General features: G+C 61.9%; 11 protein-coding genes, 1 tRNA gene and 8 pseudogenes. 10 read left to right on the forward strand and 10 right to left on the reverse strand.

Features of this window, described 5'->3' with window-relative positions; genetic code table 11:
- Position 1: 1 nt before the first annotated feature.
- Positions 2-1,861, reverse strand: coding sequence for an ABC transporter ATP-binding protein (locus ACZ1HM_RS06905; RefSeq protein ID WP_472742120.1), 1,860 nt, complete (start codon positions 1,859-1,861; stop codon positions 2-4).
- Positions 1,862-2,011: 150 nt separating this feature from the next.
- Between ACZ1HM_RS06905 and ACZ1HM_RS06910 the strand changes: the two are divergent.
- Positions 2,012-3,222 (forward strand): annotated as a pseudogene (locus ACZ1HM_RS06910) (pyridoxal-phosphate-dependent aminotransferase family protein).
- 26 nt (positions 3,223-3,248) lie between these two features.
- On the opposite strand, the gene ACZ1HM_RS06915 reads toward ACZ1HM_RS06910, so the two are convergent.
- On the reverse strand, positions 3,249-3,434 hold the full coding sequence (locus tag ACZ1HM_RS06915; protein ID WP_472742121.1) for a hypothetical protein: 186 nt from the start codon (positions 3,432-3,434) through the stop codon (positions 3,249-3,251).
- A 54-nt stretch (positions 3,435-3,488) separates the two neighbouring features.
- Positions 3,489-4,591: pseudogene (locus ACZ1HM_RS06920) on the reverse strand (pyridoxal phosphate-dependent aminotransferase).
- A 95-nt stretch (positions 4,592-4,686) separates the two neighbouring features.
- On the opposite strand from ACZ1HM_RS06920, the gene ACZ1HM_RS06925 reads away from it, so the two are divergent.
- Together ACZ1HM_RS06925 and ACZ1HM_RS06930 are read left to right on the forward strand one after the other, a co-directional pair.
- A complete protein-coding gene (locus ACZ1HM_RS06925) occupies positions 4,687-4,851 on the forward strand; it encodes a Tat pathway signal protein (RefSeq protein WP_472742122.1) in 165 nt (54 codons plus the stop codon).
- A gap of 73 nt (positions 4,852-4,924) precedes the next feature.
- A pseudogene (locus ACZ1HM_RS06930) lies at positions 4,925-5,714 on the forward strand (crotonase/enoyl-CoA hydratase family protein).
- A gap of 276 nt (positions 5,715-5,990) precedes the next feature.
- On the opposite strand, the pseudogene ACZ1HM_RS06935 reads toward ACZ1HM_RS06930, so the two are convergent.
- Positions 5,991-8,928 (reverse strand): annotated as a pseudogene (locus tag ACZ1HM_RS06935) (valine--tRNA ligase).
- Between the two features lie 212 nt (positions 8,929-9,140).
- On the opposite strand from ACZ1HM_RS06935, the gene ACZ1HM_RS06940 reads away from it, so the two are divergent.
- Together ACZ1HM_RS06940 and ACZ1HM_RS06945 are read left to right on the forward strand one after the other, a co-directional pair.
- On the forward strand, positions 9,141-11,438 hold the full coding sequence (locus ACZ1HM_RS06940; RefSeq protein ID WP_472742123.1) for a xanthine dehydrogenase family protein molybdopterin-binding subunit: 2,298 nt from the start codon (positions 9,141-9,143) through the stop codon (positions 11,436-11,438).
- Positions 11,413-12,447 (forward strand): DUF2235 domain-containing protein, encoded by a 1,035-nt coding sequence (locus tag ACZ1HM_RS06945; protein ID WP_472742124.1) that lies wholly within the window; start codon positions 11,413-11,415, stop codon positions 12,445-12,447. Before ACZ1HM_RS06940 ends, ACZ1HM_RS06945 begins: the two co-directional genes overlap by 26 nt.
- Positions 12,448-12,467: 20 nt before the next feature.
- Here ACZ1HM_RS06945 and ACZ1HM_RS06950 read toward each other — a convergent pair.
- A pseudogene (locus ACZ1HM_RS06950) lies at positions 12,468-12,951 on the reverse strand (PaaI family thioesterase).
- Positions 12,952-13,014: 63 nt separating this feature from the next.
- Entirely contained in the window at positions 13,015-13,881 is an 867-nt protein-coding gene (gene metF, locus ACZ1HM_RS06955; protein WP_472742125.1) for a methylenetetrahydrofolate reductase [NAD(P)H], read from the reverse strand.
- 93 nt (positions 13,882-13,974) lie between these two features.
- On the opposite strand from metF, the gene ACZ1HM_RS06960 reads away from it, so the two are divergent.
- Complete coding sequence (locus tag ACZ1HM_RS06960) at positions 13,975-14,880, forward strand: LysR family transcriptional regulator (protein WP_472742126.1); 906 nt, start codon at positions 13,975-13,977, stop codon at positions 14,878-14,880.
- 124 nt (positions 14,881-15,004) lie between these two features.
- Here the strand turns inward: ACZ1HM_RS06960 and ACZ1HM_RS06965 are convergent.
- Positions 15,005-16,038, reverse strand: a pseudogene (locus tag ACZ1HM_RS06965) (NADP-dependent oxidoreductase).
- 192 nt (positions 16,039-16,230) lie between these two features.
- Between ACZ1HM_RS06965 and ACZ1HM_RS06970 the strand changes: the two are divergent.
- A pseudogene (locus ACZ1HM_RS06970) lies at positions 16,231-17,015 on the forward strand (inositol monophosphatase family protein).
- Positions 17,016-17,050: 35 nt separating this feature from the next.
- Here the strand turns inward: ACZ1HM_RS06970 and ACZ1HM_RS06975 are convergent.
- The 3 genes and pseudogenes from ACZ1HM_RS06975 to putA all read right to left on the reverse strand — a co-directional run bounded on the left by ACZ1HM_RS06975 (position 17,051) and on the right by putA (position 21,703).
- A complete protein-coding gene (locus tag ACZ1HM_RS06975; protein ID WP_472742127.1) occupies positions 17,051-17,434 on the reverse strand; it encodes a GFA family protein in 384 nt (127 codons plus the stop codon).
- Positions 17,431-18,177 carry a rhomboid family intramembrane serine protease gene (locus tag ACZ1HM_RS06980; protein WP_472742128.1) on the reverse strand — a complete coding sequence of 249 codons (747 nt, stop codon included), beginning with the start codon at positions 18,175-18,177 and terminating at the stop codon, positions 17,431-17,433. The genes ACZ1HM_RS06975 and ACZ1HM_RS06980 overlap by 4 nt, the downstream gene beginning before the upstream one ends.
- A gap of 101 nt (positions 18,178-18,278) precedes the next feature.
- Positions 18,279-21,703: pseudogene (gene putA / locus ACZ1HM_RS06985) on the reverse strand (bifunctional proline dehydrogenase/L-glutamate gamma-semialdehyde dehydrogenase PutA).
- 107 nt (positions 21,704-21,810) lie between these two features.
- On the opposite strand from putA, the gene ACZ1HM_RS06990 reads away from it, so the two are divergent.
- The 3 genes from ACZ1HM_RS06990 (at position 21,811) to ACZ1HM_RS07000 (ending at position 23,132) form a co-directional block, all read left to right on the forward strand.
- The gene (locus ACZ1HM_RS06990) at positions 21,811-22,287 is read left to right on the forward strand and encodes an Lrp/AsnC family transcriptional regulator (RefSeq protein ID WP_472742129.1); all 477 of its coding nucleotides are present in this window, start codon (positions 21,811-21,813) and stop codon (positions 22,285-22,287) included.
- Between the two features lie 24 nt (positions 22,288-22,311).
- Positions 22,312-22,884 carry a tetratricopeptide repeat protein gene (locus ACZ1HM_RS06995; protein ID WP_472742130.1) on the forward strand — a complete coding sequence of 191 codons (573 nt, stop codon included), beginning with the start codon at positions 22,312-22,314 and terminating at the stop codon, positions 22,882-22,884.
- Positions 22,885-23,046: 162 nt separating this feature from the next.
- Positions 23,047-23,132, forward strand: a tRNA-Leu gene (locus tag ACZ1HM_RS07000).
- The last annotated feature ends 129 nt before the right edge of the window (positions 23,133-23,261 follow it).

A 23,261-nucleotide genomic window follows, 5' to 3' on the forward strand; every position in this document is an offset into this window, starting at 1 on the left:
CTTAGCTGGCCCTAAACAACCCGCGCAACCGGCTCCAAACGCCCGCATTCGCAGGTGCTTGCGCCGCGCTGCGCTTTGGTTTGTCGGCGCGCGGCTTGTGTTCGCCAATATGGCGGCCATCCTGAAACTGCAGCCGGTACAGGTCTGCATACAGGCCGTCGCGTTCTAACAGCGCGTCATGTGTGCCCTGATCGATCACACGGCCCTTGTCCATCACCACGATGCTGTCTGCATTGCGCACGGTGGCCAGACGGTGGGCAATCACCAAGGTGGTGCGCCCCTCTGATAGCCGATCAAGAGCGGCCTGCACCACCTGCTCTGACTGCGCATCAAGGGCCGATGTCGCTTCATCCAGCAGCAAAATAGGCGTATCGCGCAGCAGCGCCCGTGCGATCACCACGCGCTGCCGCTGCCCGCCCGACAGCGCTGAGCCTCTTGGGCCCACGACAGTCTCCAGGCCTGCATCAAGCTTTGGCAGGAAATCCGACACATGCGCTGCATCCAGAACCTCTTTCAGCCGGGCGTCGCTGACATCCGTGCGGCCCAGCACGATGTTTTCCTTCAGGCTGGCATCAAACAGCAGCGCGTCCTGCGTGACGACGGAAAACAAGCCGCGCAGGTCCGCCAGGCGCATGTCCGGCGTGGCCACCCCGCCGATCTTGGCGGTGCCGCGTTGCGGATCAATCAACCGGGTGAGCAGGTTGAAAACCGTGGTCTTGCCCGCGCCAGAGGCCCCCACCAGCGCCGTTGTCTGCCCCGCCTTGGCGGTGAAGCTCAGCCCATCCAGCACCCGCGTTTCACCATAAGACAGATCCACCCGGTCCAACACCACATCCGGTGTCCCCACCGGCGGCGCGACAGGCGCTTTGGGGTCTTGCAACCGCACCGGCGCATCTAGCAACGCGCGCAGCCGTTCCAGGGCCGCCGCTGCGATTTGCCACAACCCGCTGATCCCGCCCAACCGGCGCAGCGGGCTAAAGGCAAAGCCCATCGCCGTGAAAAATGTCATGAACTGGCCGATGGTCTTGTCGCCGGAAATGATCTCAGAGCCACCGTAAAGGATCACAGCCATGAACCCGATGCCTGACAAGATATCCACCATGCCCGGGATCGCCGCATTGCCAAAGGCCGCGCGTGTCTCTGTGTCGATGAATTTGCCCGTCAGGTCGCGGTATTGCCGGGTCTGATAGGCCTCAAGCGCGTTCAGCTTGACCTGCACAATGCCGTGAAACACTTCGTCGAGCCGCGTGGCCAGATCCGCCCCCAAATCCCGCGCCTCGCGCGCGCGGCGGCGCACGAATTTCTGGGCCGCAGCGGCAGGCAGCACCATGACCGGGATGCCGATACAGGCCATCAGCGCCCAAACCGGATCAATGGAGATCGCCACCCCCAACAGCACCAAAAGCCCAATAAAATCACGCCCCGCCCCAGTGATCACCGCGCGCCAGACATCTCCGATGGCGTTCACATCCCCCTGCACCCGCTGGATCAGAAACCCAGGCGGATGTGATTGATGAAACGCCCCGTCCTGCGCCATCATCCGCTCCAGCAGGTCAATGCGCAGATCGGCCGCCGTGCGCTGCGCCACCTTGGTCAGCAGCACCTTCTGCGCCACCCCCGCAATCGCGCGCAGCACAAAGATACCAATCAGCGTCAGCCCCACCCAAATCAGCGCATCTTGCTGTCCGGCGACAAACACCCGGTCAAACATCGGCTCCATCAGGCGGGCCAATGCGCCCAGGGTGCTGCCTTCGATGATCATAAAGAACACCGCAAGGCCCATCAGCCCCAGATGTTTTTTGAGATAATCCCGCCAGAGCCAGGCCAGCAGTTCTTTGGATGTATAGGTCGGATCGGACATCGCGCTGCATTCCTCAGCATCAGGTTGTGCAGATTTACGCAGCACGGGGCCAAGGGGCAAGGCCAAGGGGAATTGGGGCGGGTCAGGTGTTGACCTTCCCCGCCCCACGCCTAGTGTCCGAGCATCTCTGACAAAAGGCGTAGACCTCCCGTGTCCCACACTCCCAACCTGTCTCATGGCCGCCCCTATCTGGCGATCCCTGGCCCCTCTGTCATGCCGGACGCGGTGCTGCGCGCGATGCACCGGCCGGCCCCCAACATCTATGCCGGCGAATTGGTTGAGATGATGCCGGGCCTGGTCACCGATCTAAAACGCGTAGCCCGGACGGATCATCACGTGGCCATGTATATCGGCAACGGCCACGCCGCCTGGGAAGCGGCACTTGCCAACGTGCTGGCCCCCGGCGACCGCGTTCTGGTGCCCGCAACGGGCAGCTTTGGCATGGGCTGGGGTGAAACAGCCCGCCGCCAGGGGGCTGAGGTTGAGGTGATTGATTTCGGCAAGCAATCCCCGATGGATCCCGCCCGCATTGCCGAAGCGCTCAGCGCGGACAAAGATCACCGCATCAAAGCGGTGCTGGCGGTGCATGTGGATACCTCCACCTCTGTGCGCAATGACATGGCGGCCCTGCGCGCCGCACTTGACGCCACGGGCCATCCGGCCCTTCTGATGGCGGATTGCATCGCGTCGCTGGGATGCGACAGATTTGAGATGGACGCCTGGGGCGTCGATGTCATGGTCACGGGCTGCCAAAAGGGGCTGATGGTCCCGCCCGGCATGGCCTTTGTCTTTTTCAACGACAAAGCCGCCCAAGTACGCGCCAGCCTGCCCTTGGTCAGCTGGTATTGGGATTGGACGCCGCGCGCCAATCCCGAGATCTTTTCCAATACCACGGCGGCACCGCACCCACACACCATCTATACGGTCTGCGCGCCGCGCTGGACATGATCCATGCCGAAGGGATGGAACAGGTCTGGGCCCGTCACACCACCCTGGCCAAAGCCGTCTGGGCGGCCTGCGACGCGTGGTCTGAAAGCGGTGGTTTTGCCCTCAACGTGGCCGATCCTGCCCACCGCAGCACCGCTGTCACCACGCTGCGCCTGACCTCTCCTGATGCCACGTCTTTGCGCACCTGGGTCGAAGAAAACCTTGGCCTGACCCTGGGCATCAGCCTTGGGATGGCAGACCCCAAAGATCCCGCCTGGCACGGGTTTTTCAGGCTGGGCCATATGGGGCACGTGAACGGACAGATGATCATGGGGCTTTTGGGCGGGATGGAGGCTGGCATGCGCGGCCTTGGCATCGCGCACGGCTCAGGGGCGTTGGAGGCAGCAGCTGAGGTGATCAGCGGGCGGACATAAACATCCGCTGACGCTCCTTTTAGCGCTTAACGCGTGCGCGCCGCACCAATGCGGTCAATGACTTTGTTCACAACCCATCCCGTCACCGCAACCGCCAGCAACCCCCACCAGGCCCAGATCACCATCAAGATCCACGTCAGGTTCACCCCAAACATCACCACACAGGCTTGCGTGAAATCCGGGGCAGGAGAACGGTCATGAGGGTCGCGCATCGGCAAGGCTCGTCAACAGCTTTCCCTCAAACTATAGGCCCAATTGTCCCGCCGTCAGCCTTTTTTTGCACCTGCCAGTGCTTTGGGCAGCGCCGCTTCAAAAAGCGCTAATTGCGCAGGCGTGCCACAGCTGATCCGGATGCAGCGGTTTTGCGGGGCGGCAAAGGGCATACGCACAAAGATCCCTTCGGCAATCAGCCCCTCCAACACCGCCTTGGCAAAGGCGGCATCCTGCCCGCAGTCAATCGCCACAAAGTTCGCAGCAGAGGGCAGAGGCGTCAGGCCATTCTGGGTGGCGATCTCTGCGATGCGGGTGCGGGTCGCGTCGATTTTGGCGACCACCTCTGCCAAATAGGCCTGGTCTTTCAAAGCCGCCATTGCCCCCGCTTGGGCGGCGCGGTTCATGCCAAAGTGATTGCGCACTTTGTGAAACGCCGTGATCAAATCCGCAGCCCCAGGGCATAGCCAACGCGCGCACCGGCCATCCCGTAAACCTTTGAAAAGGTCCGCATGCGGATCACCCGCGGGTCATCGACCGGCAGGGGCAGGGCCGTACCCTCTGGTGCTGTCTCCACATAGGCTTCATCCAGTACCAACAACGTACCCTTGGGCAGCATCTCCAGCGCCTCTTTCAGGTGGGCACCGCTATGCCAAGATCCCATGGGATTGTCCGGGTTTGCCAGATAGACCAGCTTGGCCTGTACCTCAGCGGCCTTGGCAAAAAGGGCGGCGGGGTCTTCGTGATCCTCCGCATAAGGCACCTTGTGCAGCGTCCCGCCAAAGCCCGCGACGTGGTAGTTGAAGGTGGGATAGGCCCCGTCAGAGGTCACCACCGCATCCCCGGAGCCCACAAAAAGCCGCACCAGATAGCCCAAGAGCCCGTCAATCCCTTCGCCCACCACGACATTCTCCATGCCCACACCGTGGTGCGCGGCCAGCGCTTGGCGCAAATCAAAGCTCTCAGGATCGCCGTACATCCACTGCCCCGCCGCAGCCATCGCCGCCTGCGCCTTGGGGGAGGGGCCAAAGACATTCTCGTTCGCGCCAAGCCGCGCGTCAAAGGCCGCGCCGCGCGCACGTTCCTGTGTTTCAGGGCCCACAAAGGGCACGGTGGCAGGCAAAGAAGCGGCAAGCGGGGTGAGGCGAAGATCTGTCATAGATCCCGTCTTAGGCCGCAGCGCGGCACCGGGCAAGGCTTGGAAATTGCTCTAGGCGTCCTTATATGAGAATCGTTCGCAATAAGGGGGATCGCATGTCTCACCTCTCACGCCGCCGATTTCTGGTGATCGCCGCCGCCGCATCCACGCTGCGCGCAGCACCCCAGATCGCCACCAAACCGCCCGCTCGCCGCATCCTGACGCTGGTCTATGACAAAAGCCTCGGGATGATGCGCGCGATTGATCGTCTGGTGCCCTGATCTGCCGCCACGTTTCGCTGGCGCGCCCTGCCGATCTGCGGTCAAGTAGCGCAAAGCCACACCGGAGGATCTTATGGCCCGCGTCAGCGTTACTTACGAAAACCACATTGCCTTTGTGCGCCTGACCCGCGCGGACAAAATGAACGCGGTGGATCAGGATATGATCGACGCCATCATCGCCGCGGGCCAAGAGGTTGCGGCCTCTGACGCGCGTGCGGTCGTCGTCTCGGGTGAGGGGCGTGCGTTTTGTGCGGGCATCGATATCACCGGCCTGTCGGGGATGATGGGCAAAGACCCTGCTGAGGTGCTGATGCCCCGCACCCACGGCGCAGGCAGCACCAACCAGTGGCAAGAGGTTGCGATGATCTGGCACCGGATGGAGATCCCGGTGATCGCGGCCATCCACGGCGTCTGCTTTGGCGCGGGCATCCAAGTGGCGCTGGGCGCAGACATCCGCATCGCGGCCCCCGGCACCCGTTTCGCCGTGATGGAGATGAAATGGGGCATCGTGCCCGATATGGGGGGCATGGTGCTGTTGCCCAAGCTGGTGCGCTCTGACGTGCTGCGCCGCCTGACCTATACGGCCCAACCGGTTGAGACGGATCAGGCGCTGGCACTGGGGGCTGATCACCGAAGTGGCTGACGATCCGCTGGCTGCCGCGACGGATCTGGCCACGACGATCGCGGGCAAAAGCCCGTCTGCCATTCGGGCGGCCAAGAGGTTGATTTCAATCGCAGAAACCCAAGATGCGCAGGCGGTCCTGAACGCGGAATCACAAGAGCAATCTGACCTCATCGGCAAGCCGCACCAGATGGAAGTCATCGCGGCGGAAATGGGCAAACGCCCGGCTGTGTTCAAATGACCCATGCGGGTCGGCGCGGGGTCAAGGATCGCGCAGCGACCGGGCTTGCCCGGCGTGTCCTTGAGGCCGGGGCGGGCCGTTACTACACTGGTGCAAGGTCGTTCAGGACGCACTGCGCCCTGAACACCTTCTCAGCAAATTTTTGATCAGACACGCGCAACCAAACACCACAAAAGATGCTTAAAATCAGGGATTTAGGCGAGGTTTGGTGATCCACCGGCAGGTGGTCCGCCCGTATGCGAGGCGACACAAATGCGCGGCGACACGCATGTCGCGTCAGCCGTCCATCTCGGCCAGACGGTCGAGTGCGGCTTGCAGTTGTGCGGCTTCGCCTTCGCGTGCATCCGAGGTTCGCTTGCGCTTCGGCCACCACCTCTTCGGGGGCGGAGGCGGCGAATTTGGGGTTGTTCAACCGCCCCTTCAACCCGCCGATTTCCTTGCCCAGTTTATCAAGGCTTTTCTGCAGGCGCGCTTTCTCTTCTGCGATGTCGATAAGCCCGGCGAGCGGCAGACCAAAGTTCGCCCCAGCCGCTGCGATAGACACGGTGCCCTTGGGGAAAGTGTCAGCCTTTTCAAGGCTTTCCACTCGTGCCAGACGTTTGATCATCGCCTCATTGCGGTCCCATGCGGCCTGGGCCGTCGCGTCCATATCGGTGACGATCATCGGGGCTTTGAGCCCTGCGGGCACATGCATTTGCGCGCGCGCTGAGCGGATGTTTTCAATCAGAGAAATCACCCAGTTCAGCTCAGCGTCCGCCTCAGCATCCAGCAGCGCAGCGGTGGTGTAGCTGGGCCAATCGGCGTGCACCAGCATCTTGGGGCGCGCGGCTGTTGTCTGCCACAGCTCTTCGGTGATGAAGGGCATGATGGGGTGCAGCAGGACGAGGCATTGATCAAGCACCCAAGCCAGCGTCGCGCGGGTTTCTGCGGCGTGCTCTGATCCTTCCTCCAACAGAGGTTTGGAGAACTCCACGTACCAGTCACAGACCTTGCCCCAGACAAAGGCATAAAGCCCGTTGGCGGCGTCGTTGAAGCGGTAGTTTGACAGGGCGGTATCGACCTCTTCGCGGATGCGCGCGGTCTCACCGATGATCCATTTGTTTACCGAAGCGTTAATTGTCACATCTTGTACACCACGCGTGCACAGCGGGTGCATACGCGTGTCATCGCTGAACACGTCGTTCATTTCGGCAAAACGGTGTGCATTCCAGATCTTGGTGCCGAAGTTCCGGTAGCCTTGGATGCGCGCGGTCGACAGTTTCAGATCGCGTCCCATCGCGGCCATGGACGTGAGCGTAAAGCGCACCGCGTCGGCACCGTATTCATCAATCAGCTCCAGCGGGTCCAGCACGTTGCCCAAAGATTTGGACATCTTCTTGCCCTTCTCATCGCGCACCAGCGCGTGCACGTAGACGGTGGAGAAGGGTTTTTGCCCGACAACCGCGTATTGCATCATCATCATCCGGGCGACCCAGAAGAAGATGATGTCAAAGCCGGTGATCAGCACGGAGGTGGGGAAGTATTTCGCCAGCTCCTCTGTCGGTTCGGGCCAGCCCAGTGTGCCGATGGGCCAAAGGCCCGAGGAGAACCAGGTGTCCAGGACGTCAGGATCGCGGGTCAGGGTTTTGCCGGGGGCCAGCGCCTGCGCCTCAGCCTCGGAGGGCGCACAATATTCTTTGCCGTCTTCATCAAACCAAACAGGGATCTGGTGCCCCCACCAAAGCTGGCGCGAGATGCACCACGGCTCAATGTTTTCTAGCCAGTGGAAATAGACCTTCTTGTCCTGCTCGGGCAGAATTTCGGTATCCCCATTGCGCACGGCATCAAGGGCGGGGCCCACGATTTTGGCGGTGTCGACGAACCATTGGTCTGTCAGCATCGGCTCAATGACCACTTTGGAGCGGTCGCCGAAGGGCTGCATGATCTTTTTGGCCTCCACCAACGGCGTCGGCTCATCGCTGGGCTCTTCGCCCTTTTTGAGCTTGCGACCCAGACGCGGATCGTCTGCCGTGGTCATGACGGCGAGGCCTTCGGCGGTGATGTCTGCGACCACCGCGCGGCGCGCTTCAAACCGGTCCAAGCCGCGATAGGCCTCTGGCACCGGGTTCATGGCGGCGACTTTGGCTTCATCAAAGCCTTCCGCGCCATTGGCGATGGCCTGAGCGGTGGCGGCCTCATCCGCATAGGCCCGGCCATCGGCGCGCATCGCACCGCGTGTGTCCATGAGGTTGTACATCGGGATGCCACCGCGCTTGGCGACTTCGTAGTCGTTAAAGTCATGCGCGCCGGTGATTTTTACAGCACCAGAGCCAAAATCCGGATCGGGGTATTCATCGGTGATGATCGGAATAAGGCGGCGGTGTTCTTTGGGACCGACGGGGATTTCACAGAGCTGGCCCACGATGGGCGCATAGCGTTCGTCAGAAGGATGCACGGCCACAGCACCATCCCCCAGCATCGTTTCAGGCCGGGTGGTGGCGATGGAGATATAGTCCCGCTCCTCTTCCAGGATGACGGTCCCGTCTTCGTCTTTTTCCACGTAGGTATAGGTGGCCCCACCCGCCAGCGGATATTTGAAGTGCCACATGTGGCCGTCAACTTCGATGTTCTCAACTTCGAGATCCGAGATCGCGGTTTCAAAATGTGGGTCCCAGTTGACCAGGCGTTTGCCGCGATAGATCAGGCCCTTGTTGTACATATCGACAAAGACTTTGATCACGGCGTCATGAAAGTTGCCTTCCTCGCCTGCGGGCGCATTTGGGGCACCCGACATGGTGAAAGCGTTGCGGTCCCAGTCACAGGAGGCACCGAGGCGTTTGAGCTGTTCGATGATGGTGCCGCCGGATTGGGCTTTCCATTCCCAGACCTTTTCCAAGAACGCCTCGCGCCCCATTTCGCGGCGGGAGGGTTGTTGGGTTTCGGCCAACTGGCGTTCAACCACCATCTGCGTGGCGATGCCCGCGTGGTCCTGACCGGGTTGCCAAAGCGTGTCAAAGCCGCGCATCCGGTGCCAGCGTGTCAGGATATCTTGCAGGGTGTTGTTGAACGCATGGCCCATGTGCAGCACGCCTGTCACATTGGGCGGGGGGATCATGATCGAAAAGGTTTCCTCGCGTGAGGCATTGGCCCCCGCCTTGAAAGCCTGCGCCTCTTCCCAGGCGGCGTAGAGCCGGGCTTCGGCGGCTTTTGCGTCAAATGTCTTGTCCAGCGCCATGATCATGTCCTCGGTCAGCTTTGCACGCGATGTAGCGGAGGATTTTGCCAAGGGAAAGGGGTGGGGCGGATTGAAGCGGGCGGCGGTGTTTGGGGCGGGCCGGGGAAGTGAGTTTTAGAGGAAAGATGAAGCGCAAGCGGGGTGGACAAGGCGGGCGGTGTGGTTATCTGTTGAGCAACGCTATCCCAACATGCCTGCAAGGAGCCGCCCTGATGGAAAAATTCGGCAAGTCCCAGCCCGTTATTCGCACCGAAGATGTCCGTTTTCTGACCGGCGCGGGCCGGTATGTAGATGACATTGCGCCCGAGGGCGCGTTGCAGGCCTATTTTCTGCGTGCGCCCGTTGCGCATGGGGTGATCACCGAGCTGGATGTCAGCGATGCGGCTGAGGCGGACGGGGTGCAGATGGTGCTGACCTGTGCGGATCTGGAGGCGGCGGGCATCAACATCGCCATGCCGGGCGCGGTGGTGAAAAACCAAGATGGCAGTGACGGGGCGCAGCCGGTGCGGCCCTTGTTGGCCAAGGACCGCGTGCGTTATGTCGGTGAGCCGGTGGCGATGGTGGTGGCGGAAAGCCTGGCCCAGGCGCGCGATGCGGCAGAGCTGATCATGTTGGACATTGATGATTTGCCAGCCAAGGTGGATGTGGCACCGGGTGGTGAGACGCTGCATGATGAGGCCCCGCAGAACAAGGCGTTTGATTGGGCCATGGGCGATGCGGCGGCCACGCAGGCGGCGTTTGAGGCGGCGGCCCGGACGGTGGCGTTGCAGGTCGATGACAACCGCATCATCGTGAATTCTATGGAGCCGCGGGGCTGTTATGCCGAATGGGTCGATGGCCGGTTGCATGTGGCGCAGAACGGCCAGGGTGTCTGGGTGCACAAGGGGTTTTTGAAGACCGCTTTTGGGCTGAGCGATGATCAGGTGCGTGTCACCAACCCCGATACGGGCGGCGGTTTTGGCATGAAGGGCATGACCTATAACGAGTATTACTGTCTGGCGCAGGCGGCGCGTGTGTTGGACCGGCCCGTGCGCTGGATGTCGGAGCGCACAGAGGCGATGCTGTCAGACAATGCCGGGCGCGATCTGACGTCTTTGGCGGAATTTGCCTTTGACGCGGATCACAAGATCACCGCCTACCGGGTCACATCGCAGTGCAATTTGGGGGCTTATAACTCGCAATTTGCCCAGTTCATTCAGACCCAGCTTTTCAGCCGGGTGTTGATGGGCGTGTATGATGTGCAGACCACCTATCTGCAGGTGGATGGCTATTACACCAACACCGTGCCGGTGGACGCCTATCGCGGGGCCGGACGGCCTGAGGCGATTTATGTGCTGGAGCGGTTGATGGACCGGGCGGCACGTGAATTGGGGGTGGACCCTTGGGAGCTGCGGCGGATCAACTTTATCAAGCCGGATCAATTCCCCTATGCCGCGGCCACCGGTGAAACCTATGACGTGGGTGATTTCGACAAGGTGCTGTCGCGGGTGGCGCTTGAGGCGGACCGGGACGGGTTTGAGGCGCGCAAGGCGGCGGATGCCGCGCGGGGGCTGCTGCGTGGGCAGGGGCTGTGTTATTACATCGAGAGTATTCTGGGCGATCCGTCTGAGGGGGCCAAGGTTGAATTTGAGGCCGACGGCAGCGTGACGATCTATGTGGGGACGCAATCCAATGGGCAGGGGCATGAGACGGTTTATGCCCAGTTCCTCAGTGATCAGACCGGCATTCCGGCCACGCATATCCGCGTGGTGCAGGGGGATTCCGATCTGATCAAACAGGGCGGCGGCACCGGTGGATCACGCTCCGTGACCACGCAAAACAGCGCGACGCTGGCCACGGTGGCCAAGATGACCGAGGCGTTCACGGCCTTTTTGGCCGATGAAATGGGTGTGCCTGCGGCTGAGATCAGCTTTGATGATGAACGCTTTCGCGCAGAGGGGTCCAACCTGACGCCCACCATGCTGGAGGTGGCCGAAATGGCCCGCGAAAAGGGTCGCGAGGATCTGCTGAGCCATCACGAACGCGCGACATTGCCGGGCCGCAGCTTTCCCAACGGGGCGCATGTGGCAGAGGTTGTGATTGACCCTGAGACCGGGATTGTCACCACGGATCGCTACACCGTCGTTGATGATTTTGGCAATCTTATCAACCCGATGCTGGCCGAAGGTCAGGTGCATGGCGGGGTGGCCCAGGGTGTGGGCCAAGCGGTGCAGGAACGTGTGGTCTATGATGAGGACGGCCAGCTGCTCACAGCAAGTTTTATGGATTATGCTATGCCACGGGCGGCTGATCTTCCCTATATCTCATTTACATCCGAGCCTGTGCCCTCCACCGCCAATATCATGGGGATGAAGGGATGCGGCGAAGCCGGGACCGTTGGGGCCTTGGCGGCTGTGTCAAATGCGGTGCAGGATGCGCTATGGGAACAGGGCGTGCGCCAGGCGGATATGCCGTTCACGCCGCACCGCGTCTGGGAGATGATGCATGAAGGCAAAATCGCCGCCGAATGACACCAAGGGGCGCGCACCCGCGACCCATGTGATCATCCTGGACGGCACGCTGTCTTCGCTTGTGCCCTTGTGCCAAACCAACGCCGCGCGCAGCTTGTCGCTGCTGCAAGAGGTGCGGGGGCTGTCGATTTATTACGAACCGGGCCTGCAGTGGCGCGATTGGCGCAGTGCCTGGGAAGTGGCTGCAGGCAAAGGGATCAACCGGCAGATCAAACGCGCCTATGGCTGGCTGGCAAGCCGGTATCAGCCCGGCGATAAGGTGTTCCTGTTTGGCTATTCGCGCGGAGCCTATGCGGTACGGTCCCTGGCGGGGGTGATTGACCTGGTGGGGCTGCTGCGCGCCGATCAGGCCACCGAGCGGCATATCAAACTGGCCTACCGTCATTATGAATGCACCCCTGACAGCCCCGTGGCCCAGGATTTTGCCCGCCGCCGGTGCCATAGGGACGTACAGATTGAGATGATCGGCGTTTGGGACACGGTCAAATCACTGGGGATCAATGCGCCTGTGCTGTGGCGGTTGTCCGAACACATCCACGCCTTTCACAACCATGATCTAAGTGCGGTGGTAAAGAACGGCTTTCACGCCTTGGCCCATGATGAAAACCGCGTGGCCTTTGCGCCGGTGCTTTGGCAGACCCACCCAGGTTTTACCGGCCATGTGGAGCAGGTCTGGTTCCCCGGTGCTCATGGCGATGTGGGCGGGCAGCTTGGCGGGTTTGAGGCCGCAAGGCCCTTGGCGAACCTGTCTTTGGTCTGGATGCTGGAAAAGGCCGCGGGGTGCGGCCTGCCTTTGCCCCCGGATTGGCGCGCCAGATTTGCGGTGGATCCCCTGGCCCCAGCGCGAGGCACCTGGCGTGGGCATGGGCGTTACCTGATGACGCGCAAGAAACGTGTGATTGGCAAAGACCCTTCAGAAAGCCTCCATGAAAGCGTGGCCCTGCGACAGGCCGCCAAAGCCAAGCAGGCGGACGCCAAAGGCGTTCTGGCAGAGGGCCAAGAGGGGTAGGGGCCCGGGAAGGTGGGCCCTTAAGAGGCTTTCATCACGATGCAGGTGGTGGAGCCTATGGCATAAAGCTTGCCGTCCTCCACGCCGCGAGATCTCACCATGGGCCACTCCGGTGGAGCGGCCGACATGATCGGTGGTGCCAATGCAATCGATTTGCATGCCTACCGGGATCGCGCGCAGGATGTTTATCTTATATTCCAACGTCGTATAGACCGATCCGCGCGGCACCCTGGTCATCACCGCACAGGCCATCGCGGAATCAAGCAGCGTGCCGTACCAGCCGCCATGCACCGTGCCCATGGGGTTGGTCATCTCAAAGCTGGGACTGCCCCGAAACACCACGCGCCCCTCTTCGACAGCGTGCAGCACATAGCCCATGGCCCCGCCAATAGGTGGGCCGGGATTGGTGCCATCAAGGATGGATTGCATATACTCCAAACCGCTGAGTTTCAGCGTTTCAGCCAGGCTCAACAGATCATCTGGGTGGGTGGCAATGCGGGGCATTGGGGTCTCCGGTCACGTGTCGCACCGCAGATGGTGCGGGCAAAACGCAAGCAGAGCAAGCCGTTACGCCACGTCTGAAAGGGCCACGCCTGAGGTCACTCCGAGCGCTCTGCACACATCGCGGGTCAGATGCGCGCGGTTGAGCGTGTAGAAATGCAGGTCTTCGACCCCCTCATCAATCAGGCTGCTGCACAATTCGGTGCACAATGCGGTGGCCAGCAGATCATGCCGCCCGTCGCGCTGGGCCGCGTCAAAGGCATCCTCCAGCCAGCCTGGCACCGGCGTGCCGCAACGCGTGGCAAAGGCGCGCGCCGAGGTCCAGTTGATGATGGGCAGGATGCCCGGGGTAATGGGTTTGTCGATGCCCGTCGCCGCGCAGGCATCGCGAAAGCGCAAAAAGGTCTCAGGCTCAAAAAAGAACTGGGTGATCGCCTCATCGGCACCTGCGTCAAACTTGCGTTTCAGCCAGGTGATGTTGGCCTGCATGTCGGCGGCTTCGGGATGGCTGTCGGGATAGGCCCCAACCCGGATGGTAAACCCCCCGCGCGTGGCCAGCGCCTCAATCAGCGCGCAGCTGTCGGCAAACCCGTCTGGATGCGGGGTAAAAGCTGTATCGCCGTTTTGCGGATCACCCCGTAGCGCCACAATGTCAGTCACCCCAGCGGAGGCGAATTTATCTGCTGTTTCAAGCGTTTCGGCCCTGCTGGCCCCCACACAGGTCAGATGCGCCGCGACTGGCAGACCTGAGGTGCGGTGCAAGACATGGGCGGCATCGTGGGTCAGATCCCGCGTTGTCCCGCCCGCGCCATAGGTGACAGAGAAAAACCGCGGGGCCAGCGGTGCAAGCGCCTGCGCCGTGTCCCACAGCGTAAAGGCAGCATCAACGCTGCGCGGTGGAAAGACTTCAAACGAGACAGACGAGAGCGGCATAGCTGGGTTCCTTTTGTCGTTGGCTCCTTGTGTCATGATGTGCAATGTGAAACAAATTCATAACTCTCATCTTTTATATGAGGATTTGCTCAAATGCATATTGAGTTCCGCCACCTGCGCACGATCAAAGCCATCCATGAGGCAGGTGGCCTTGCCCGTGCCGCAGAGAAAATGAACATCACGCAATCGGCTTTGTCCCATCAGGTCAAAGGCTTGGAAGATCAGGCGGGGGTGGAGCTTTTCGTGCGCCGCTCCAAACCGCTGAAACTGTCGCCAGCTGGTCAGCGCCTGCTGAAACTGGCGGACCAGGTGTTGCCGCAGGTCGAAGCCTTGCAAGATGAATTCTCCGGGCTGCGGGCGGGCAACACGGGCCGGATGCACATCGCGATTGAGTGTCACGCCTGTTTTGAATGGCTGTTTCCGGTATTGGAAAACTTCCGCCGCAGCTGGCCCGATGTGGACGTCGATATCCGCCCCGGCCTGGCTTTTGACGCGCTGCCCGCACTCTTGCGTGAAGAAGTGGATTTGGTGGTTTCCTCCGATCCAGAAGAGCTGCCCGGCGTCACCTTTGTAGAGCTTTTCGACTATAACGCCGTCTTTGTGGCGGCCAGCAGCCATCCGCTGGCGGCAAAACCCTTTGTCGAGGCGCAGGATTTTCGCGGCGAGACCCTGATCACCTATCCGGTGGATAAAACCCGGCTGGATGTCTTCAGCCAGGTGCTGATCCCGGCCAAGGTCGAACCGGCCGCAATCCGGCAGGTGGAGTTGACGGCGGTCATCTTGCTGTTGGTGGCATCAAACCGGGGGGTGTCGGTGCTGCCCGATTGGGTGGTGCGAGAGGTCAAATATTCCTCAGATTATGTCACGCGGCCCCTGACCAAATCTGGCGTGACCCGCAGGCTTTATGCCGCTGTGCGCCAGGATGATCTGGACAAACCCTATATGCAGCAGCTTTTGGCGCTGGCCGGGGATGAGGCGCGCAAATTGCAAGCTGAGTAAATGCAGCACCCGCCCGGGGCGCTGCCCCGGACCCCGGAATTGTAGGGGAAAGATGAAGCGCGCCGCCCTGTGCTTCATCTTTCTTGCTATAACTCAATTCCGCGCTCTGCCGCTGGGTGCCGCCTTATGCGATTTGCACGATCGCTTTGCCCTGATTGCCGCCCGTTAACAGATCCATGAAGGCTTGCGGCGCGTTCTCCAGCCCTTGGGTGATGTCCTCTTGGTATCTCACCCGGCCATCTGCAATCATCAGCGCCACCTCGGCCACGAACTCAGGGAAATGGTTCCAGTGGTTGGAGATGATAAAGCCGTTCACGCTGAGAAAATTCACCAGAATGGTGCGCCACAGCTTAGGTCCGGTCAGCCCCTCTGCGTTCGCACCCAGGCCGCCTGCATTGTACCACGCGATCATGCCGCAGACGGGGATGCGTCCGTGCGGGTTCATCAGCGACAGGCAGGCCTCCAGCACAGTGCCGCCCACGTTTTCGAAATAGACGTCGATGCCTTTGGGGCAGACCTCTTTCAGGGCGGCGCGCAGGCTGCGCACGTCGCTGTAGGCGCGGTGGTCGATGCAGGCGTCAAAGCCAAATTGCTCCGTCGCCATTGCGCATTTGCCAGCCCCCCGGCGATGCCCACAGTGCGCAGGCCCTTGGCCTTTGCCAGTTGCCCCACCATGGAGCCCACCGGACCTGTGGCGGCTGCCACGGCCAGGGTTTCGCCGGCTTGTGGGCGGCCGTAGGCGTTCAGGCCCCACCAACCGGTAAAGCCCGGCATGCCCAGAACACCAAGAGCTGTTGTCACCGGGGCCTGAGCGGGGTCGAGTTTGCGGCACATGCGCGCGTCTGCGGTGCTGTGGCTGGCCCAGCCGAACATGCCAAAGACATGATCGCCCGGCGCAAAGCCCTCCGCGTTGGAGGCAATCACCCGGCCCACGCCGCCGCCTTCCATTGTGCCGCCAATCGGCACGGGGGCGGCATAGGATTTGGCGTCGTCCATCCGGCCGCGCATATAGGGATCAAGCGACATATGGGTCACCTCGACCAGGATCTCACCCTCCGCCGGGGTGGGCATATCCGCGCTTTCAAGGCGGAAGTTCTCCTGCGTTGGCGCGCCGTCGGGGCGGCTGGCCAGCACGATGGTTTGCATTTTTTGTGTCATTGTCGTTTTCCTCCTCAGGTCATGGCAGAGTGCCAGCGTCGGGCCGAAGTGCAAGCAGGGATCGCGTGACGTTGCGGCGTAAGTGCGCCTGCGCTTTGTGCATTGCAACCGGGGTTCGCCCCGCGCCCCCCTTGGCAAGCGCGCCGCTGCGGCATAAAGGGGGCATCTGATCGCCCGATAGGAGTCTCCACAATGGTTGGCAGCGCAAATCTGAACATCATGCTCAAGGCCGCGCGCAAGGCGGGCCGGTCGCTTGTCAAAGACTTCCGCGAGGTTGAGAACCTGCAGGTGTCCATGAAGGGGGCCGGGGATTTCGTGTCCAAGGCGGATTTGGCCGCTGAGGCGATCTTGAAAGAAGAGCTGATGGGCGCACGCCCGACCTATGGCTGGCTGGCCGAGGAGGGGGCGGCGAAGAAGGCCAAGACCCCACGCGCCGCTGGATCGTGGACCCGCTGGATGGCACCACGAATTTTCTGCACGGGCTGCCACATTGGGCGATTTCCATCGCCCTAGAGCACAAAGGCCAGATCGTGGCAGGTGTGGTCTATGACCCCTCAAAGGACGAGATGTTCTTTGCCGAAAAAGGGGCCGGTGCCTGGATGAACGAAAGCCGGTTGCGCGTCTCTGGGCGCAACCGGATGATTGAGGCGATTTTTGCCACGGGTCTGCCCTTTGGCGGGCGCGCGGATTTGCCTGAGACGCTGCAGGAATTGGCGCGCATTCTGCCGGTGTGTGCCGGAGTGCGGCGCTGGGGTGCGGCATCGCTTGATTTGGCCTATGTGGGCGCGGGGCGCTATGACGGGTTCTGGGAACGCCGTTTGAACGCCTGGGATCTGGCCGCCGGTATCTTGATCGTCCGTGAGGCGGGCGGCCTGGTTGAGCCGCTGCGCAGTGACCGTGATATTCTGGGCAATGGTGAAGTGATTTGCGCCAATGAGGCGATATTCACCGGCTTTGCCAAGGTGATCCGCGACTAAGCGCATGGGCTTTGGTGCTGTTTGGGGTTCTGCCCCTAACGCTGCCTGTCGGAGGGGTGGTTCACGCCGTCGTTCCAGGGCAGCGGTTCGTGCTCCCAGGTATTAACGCCCTCGATGCAGCCCAGGTTTATGCCGCATTCCGTAGGATCTGAGCGTCTTTGGTGGTGGGTATAGATCCCACAGCGCTTGCAAAAGTAATGTTTCGCCGTTTGCGTGCCCCAGCTGTAACAGGTCAGCTGATCGCCCCCTTTGATCAGGCGCACAGAAGAAGCCGTGGCGGTGACCGCAGCCGCTTGCCTGCGCGCGCAGAACGAGCAGGTGCAGCGGGCCGCGTCGCCCAGGCCATGGGGTAGGGTGGCTGTCAGCGCCACGGCACCGCAATGACAGGTTGCGCGGATGTCCATTGGCGCGCTGGTCATTTGCGTTTGATCTTGGGAATGCGGCTGTTGTTGATGCGCGGATAGGTGGCCTCAGGGTGGGGCGGATGGCCATCGGTGCGTTCCCAAAAGGCGGTTGCCCCGCGGCGCAGCCAGACCGGTACCGCAAGGATCGCACCGGCGATAAAGCCGCCCGCATGCGCCCAATAGGCCACGCCGCCGGTATTGGGATCGGCAGACAGCCCGCCAAAGAACTGCAGCGCGAACCACAGGCCCAACAAGATCCATGCGGGGATGGGGAAGATGCGGAAAAAGACGATGAAGATGACCAGAATATCGACCTTGGCCTTGGGATAGAGCAACAAATAGGCGCCCATCACACCGGCAATCGCCCCAGAGGCTCCGACCATCGGCACCTGGCTGAGCGGTTCAAACATCACCTGCGCCAGGCCCGCCGCAATGCCGCAGAGCAGATAGAACAGAAGATACCGCAGATGCCCCATCTCATCTTCGACGTTGTCGCCGTAGATCCATAAAAACAGCATGTTGCCCGCCAGATGCATCCAGCCTGCGTGCAGGAACATGGAGGAGAAGAGGTCTTCGTACCCGTATCCGGCGCTCAGTTGCGCCGGGATCAGCGCATAGGTGGCAAAAAAGGCGTTCAGCGCCCGAGGTTCGGACAGGATGGGCAGGTAGCTGAGAAAGATACCGATGTTGGCGGCCATCAGGACGTAGGTCACATAAGGCGTGCGCCCTGAGGGGTTATGATCACGGATCGGAAACATGGCGGCACGCTGCGGGATTGCGCATGGGGCGTCAAGTGGGTTGGCGCGCCCCCGTGATGCAGGGGCGCAGAAGGGTGACGCGGACGAAGGGGCGCGCGCGCTTAGCTTGCGGCCCCCAAGAGTGCAGCGTTGCCACCCGATGCGGTGGTGTCGACGCAGACGTGGCGTTCGGCGCGCACCCGAGCGGGATCAGGCAGGCCCGTGATCAGCGGCATGATCGGCCCTGAGCGCTGGGCCAACGCCGTCTCAATCGCGCGGGCGGTCTGGGCATCGCCCCACCACAACACACCACCGTAGGCGGGGCCGGTTGTCAGGTCAGCGGCGGCAATCTGGCCGTGGGCCAGCAGGGCTGTGCCGCCAAGCGCCTCAACCGCGCGGGCCTGAGCGGCTGCGGCCTCTGACCCTGGACCCATGCACAGCAAGGCCGGGCGTGCCAGCGTGCTGAGGCGGTTGGATTCGCCGGTTGGGCCAGGCAGGGACAGGGTTTCAGACGGGCGCGCGGGTGCAGCCACCGCCGGTGGCAGGGCAGGCAGATCTGCCTGCGCGCTGTCCCATGTGGCCTGCGTGCTTTGTGGATCGGGGTCTGCAAAGCGCGGCAGATAGTTGGGGCCGCCCGCTTTGGGCCCGGTGCCCGACAGGCCTTCGCCGCCGAAAGGCTGGCTGCCCACAATGGCACCGATCTGATTGCGGTTGATGTAGATGTTGCCCGCCTCAATCCGCTCAGACACATATTGGACGCGGTCATCAATGCGGGTGTGCAGCCCAAAAGTTAGCCCGTATCCGGTGCCATTGATCGCCTCAATCACGGCATCCAGCTCTGCCGCTTTGAAGGTGGCGATGTGCAGGACAGGGCCGAAGATCTCACGCTTCAGATCCGCGATGCCGCCGACCTTGATCAAGGTGGGGGCGATAAAGGTGCCGTCTTGGGGTGTGTGCAGCTCAGCCAAGACGCGGCCCTCAGCACGGGCTGCCGCAATGTGATGGGCGATGGTGGATTGGGCATCTGCGTCAATCACGGGGCCGACATCGGTGCTTAGATGCCAGGGGTCGCCCATGTTGAGCGCGTGCATCGCGCCGATCAGCATCTCAGTAAAGCCTTCTGCAATGTCTTCTTGCACATACAAACAGCGCAGCGCCGAGCAGCGCTGGCCCGCAGATTGAAAGGCGGATTCGATGATGGATTGCACCGCCTGTTCGGGCAAGGCGGTGCTGTCCACGATCATGGCATTCAGCCCGCCTGTCTCAGCAATCAGCGGCGTGCCGGGCGCGCAGTGTTCGGCCATGTTAGCGCGGATTTTCAGCGCCGTTGCGGTAGATCCGGTAAAGGCCACGCCGTTGACACGGGCGTCCCCGGTCAGGGCGGCCCCCACCGCGCCGTCCCCCGGCAACAGTTGCAGGGCGGTGCGCGGCACCCCTGCGTCGTGCAAAAGGGTGACAATGCGGTGGGCCACCAGCGGCGTCTGTTCCGCAGGTTTGGCCAGCACGGCGTTGCCCGCGATCAGAGCGGCTGAGATCTGGCCCGTGAAAATCGCCATGGGAAAGTTCCACGGCGAGATGCAGGTAAAGACCCCCGCCGCCGGCGCGCCGGTGGCCTGAGCGGCGTAGTAGCGCAAGAAATCCACACCTTCGCGCAGTTCGGCCACGCAATCGGGCAAGCCTTTGCCGGCTTCACGGGCCAAAAGGGCAAAGATTTCACCGTAGTGTTCTTCGATCAGGTCAGCGGCTTTGCGCAGGGCGGTGCGGCGTTCCTCAAGCGGGGCGTCCAGGGGGTGGCAGCCTTAAGTGCGGCGGCCACATCTGCGGCTGAGGCGGCGCGCACCTGTCCCGGCGAGGTGGCACCAGTGGGGTTGGCCACGGGCTGTGGATCTTGGGGGGCGGGCGGCGTTGCCAGCAGCGGGGCTGCCTGCCATGTGGCGGTTTGATAGGGCGCGCGGGCCTTGTCGATCAGGGCCAGGGTTGGCGCATGGCTGAGATCAAAGCCCTGGGCATTGCGCCGCAGTGGCTGGAACAGATCCGGCCCCTTGGGCAGGGGGATGACGTTCTGGCCCACCTGTTCAAACGGATCAGCGGCCACCACCTCGGGCGGGACATCGGCGTCAACGATTTGGTTCACAAAGCTGGAGTTCGCGCCGTTCTCCAGCAGGCGGCGCACCAGATAGGCCAGCAAATCCCGGTGAGCGCCCACAGGCGCGTAGATCCGGCAGCGGGTGTTTTCCTGCGCCATCACCAGACGGTGCAGCGTTTCGCCCATGCCGTGAAGACGTTGGAATTCATAGGCGTCTTTGGGCGCATCCATATGCAGGATGGCCGCCACGGTATGCGCGTTATGGGTGGCAAACTGCGGGTAGATCCGGTCGGTCAGCCCCAAAAGCTTGCGCGCATTGGCGATATAGCTGACGTCGGTCGCGGCCTTTTGGGTAAAGACCGGAAAGCCATCAATGCCTTCGACCTGGGCGCGTTTGATTTCAGTGTCCCAATAGGCCCCTTTCACCAGCCGCACCATGATGCGCCGCTGGTGCTGCGCGGCCATATCGTAAAGCGCGTCAATCACCCGGCCTGCGCGCGGGCCATAGGCCTGCACAACAATGCCAAAGCCGTCCCATCCGGCCAGCGCGGGTTCGGCCATCACGCGGTCGATCACATCCAGCGACAGCGCCAGCCGGTCGGCTTCTTCGGCATCGACGTTCAGGCCCATGCCGGCTGATTTGGCCAACAGGCACAGGGCGCGCAGGCGCGGAACCAGATCGGTCATCACCGCCTCTTCCTGGGCCACCTCATAGCGCGGGTGCAGCGCAGAAAGTTTGACCGAGATGCCGGGGTTCTTGCGGATGTCACTGTCCGTACAGGCCGTGGCGATGGCCGCGATGGCGCGGGAATAGCTGAGGTGATAGCGTTTGGCGTCGGCTTCAGTCCGGGCGGCTTCGCCCAGCATGTCGTAGCTGTAGGTGAACCCGTCTTGTTCCATCCCCCGCGCGCGGTCCATCGCGGCGGTGATGTCTTCGCCCAGCACAAACTGGCGGCCCATCTCTTTCATGGCCCGGGTGACGGCGGTGCGGATCACCGGCTCTCCCAGGCGTTTGATCGCGGCGCGCAGGTGGCGGACGGGGCCGGGTTGATCATCGTCCAACACACGGCCCGTCAGCATCAGCGCCCAGGTGGAGGCGTTAACAAGGCTTGAGGTGGAATGGCCCAGGTGGCGGCCCCAGTCTGAGGGTGCGATTTTGTCTTCGATCAGCGCGTCCATCGTATCGGCGTCAGGCACCCGCAAGAGCGCCTCGGCTAGGCACATCAGCGCCACGCCTTCATCGGTGGAGAGGCCATATTCGGCCAAGAACACTTCCATCAGCCCAGGGGCGGTGGTGCTGCGAATGGCGCGCACCAGGTCGGCGGCTCGGGCGGTGATCTGGCTGCGGTCCTGGGGCGACAAGGCCGCCGTTGTGATCAGCTCGGGGATCACTGTGGCGGGGTCCGCATAGGTGTGTTGATCAAGCCAAAGCCGGCGGGGGGCAGCACTGTCAAAAGCCATCGGGTTCTCCATCCGTGAATTTCTATAGTATAGGCGGATATTGACAGTCGATTTGACTTATCATTATTGAAAGAGGGGTCATAATGACCTGAATTGGGGGAAATTGCATGACAAACGAATATGCAGAGCTTGATCGTTTCGACCGCGCGATTCTGGCGGTCTTGGCCGAAGATGGCCGGATCAGCATCACGGATCTGGCCAAACGGATTGGGCTGTCCAAATCCCCGACCCAGGCCCGCCTGCGGCGGCTGGAAGAGCAGGGCGTGATCCTGGGCTACCGCGCAATGTTGGATCCGATCCGGTTGGGCATTGATCACGTGGCCTTTGTCGAGGTACGTCTAAGCGACACAAGAGAGAGCGCCTTGCGCGCCTTCAACGCCGCTGTCGCCAAGGTGCCTGAGATCGAACAGGCGCATATGATTGCCAGTCATTTCGACTATTTGCTCAAGGTGCGGACCCGCGACATGACCGCCTATCGGCAGTTCCTGGGCGAGACGATTTCGTCTTTGCCGCATGTGGCCAACACCTCCACCTATGTTGCGATGGAAGCGGTGAAAGAGGTGATGTTGGCCGAAGGCTCTTGACCCTGCGCGCAGGCACGCCACGTTTTGCGCCATGAAAATGCGTTCTTTGATCATCGCTGCGGCTTTGGCTGCATGCACAACCCCGCGCTGGCGGCCTGTCCGGCGCCTGCTGATACCCAAGAAGAGCTGCAAGCGCTGATTGCCCAGGCGCAAGCGGCGGAGGATGACCGCGCAGGCAGGCGGGCGTCAGACGAGATGTGGAAGATATGGCTGCGTGCGCCCGACGAGCAAGCCCAGGCTGCGTTGGATGCGGGCATGCAGCGCCATCAGGCGTTTGATTTCGCCGGTGCCATCCGGGAATACGACCGGCTGGTGGCCTATTGCCCGACCTATGCGGAAGGGTTCAATCAACGAGCCTATGTCAATTTTCTGCAGCAAAACTATGAGGCCGCGCTGGCGGATCTGGACATGGCGCTGCGCCTGCAACCCTTGCATATCGGCGCACAATCGGGCCGGGCGCTGACCCTGATGAACCTGGGCCGTCTGGAAGAGGCACGGGCGCAAATGTTGATCGCGGTGGGCAATAACCCCTGGCTGTCTGAGCGCGCCCTGCTGGCAGATGGCGCGCCCCTTGGGCTGCCGGGCGAAGAGCTTTGAAGCGTTAGGGTGAGAACCCTTCATTCCGCATCGCGCACCGGGTGCGCAGCTTTGCGCAGGGGATGCGCACCTTATTCCAACAATTTGCTGCGCGTTGTGCATTGTTATCAGGGTTTTAAGGCCGTAATGAAGGCAGGGGCATTCATGGCCCAGGCACGCTTAGCCCGCGTGGTGGAATGGTAGACACAAGAGACTTAAAATCTCTGGGCCGAAAGGCCGTGCCGGTTCGAGCCCGGCCGCGGGTACCACAACTGCACATTCATGAGACGGCATCGCCGCGTTTTGCGCGCCCCTCCGGGCCGTGCCGGATTATTTGCACAAAGGGGCCGGGCAAGCTACATCCTGTAGCTAAAGCAGTGTTTTGGGTTGGGGCAGAA

This window comes from Sulfitobacter sp. GN1-4, assembly GCF_055693825.1.

Excerpts from the sequence above, each read along its gene's own strand:
- ACZ1HM_RS06905 (WP_472742120.1), bottom strand. The coding sequence starts at position 1,861 with ATGTCCGATCCGACCTATACATCCAAAGAACTGCTGGCCTGGCTCTGG.
- ACZ1HM_RS06915 (WP_472742121.1), bottom strand. The coding sequence starts at position 3,434 with ATGCGCGACCCTCATGACCGTTCTCCTGCCCCGGATTTCACGCAAGCC.
- ACZ1HM_RS06925 (WP_472742122.1), top strand. The coding sequence starts at position 4,687 with ATGTCTCACCTCTCACGCCGCCGATTTCTGGTGATCGCCGCCGCCGCA.
- ACZ1HM_RS06940 (WP_472742123.1), top strand. The coding sequence starts at position 9,141 with ATGGAAAAATTCGGCAAGTCCCAGCCCGTTATTCGCACCGAAGATGTC.
- ACZ1HM_RS06945 (WP_472742124.1), top strand. The coding sequence starts at position 11,413 with ATGAAGGCAAAATCGCCGCCGAATGACACCAAGGGGCGCGCACCCGCG.
- metF (WP_472742125.1), bottom strand. The coding sequence starts at position 13,881 with ATGCCGCTCTCGTCTGTCTCGTTTGAAGTCTTTCCACCGCGCAGCGTT.
- ACZ1HM_RS06960 (WP_472742126.1), top strand. The coding sequence starts at position 13,975 with ATGCATATTGAGTTCCGCCACCTGCGCACGATCAAAGCCATCCATGAG.
- ACZ1HM_RS06975 (WP_472742127.1), bottom strand. The coding sequence starts at position 17,434 with ATGACCAGCGCGCCAATGGACATCCGCGCAACCTGTCATTGCGGTGCC.
- ACZ1HM_RS06980 (WP_472742128.1), bottom strand. The coding sequence starts at position 18,177 with ATGTTTCCGATCCGTGATCATAACCCCTCAGGGCGCACGCCTTATGTG.
- ACZ1HM_RS06990 (WP_472742129.1), top strand. The coding sequence starts at position 21,811 with ATGACAAACGAATATGCAGAGCTTGATCGTTTCGACCGCGCGATTCTG.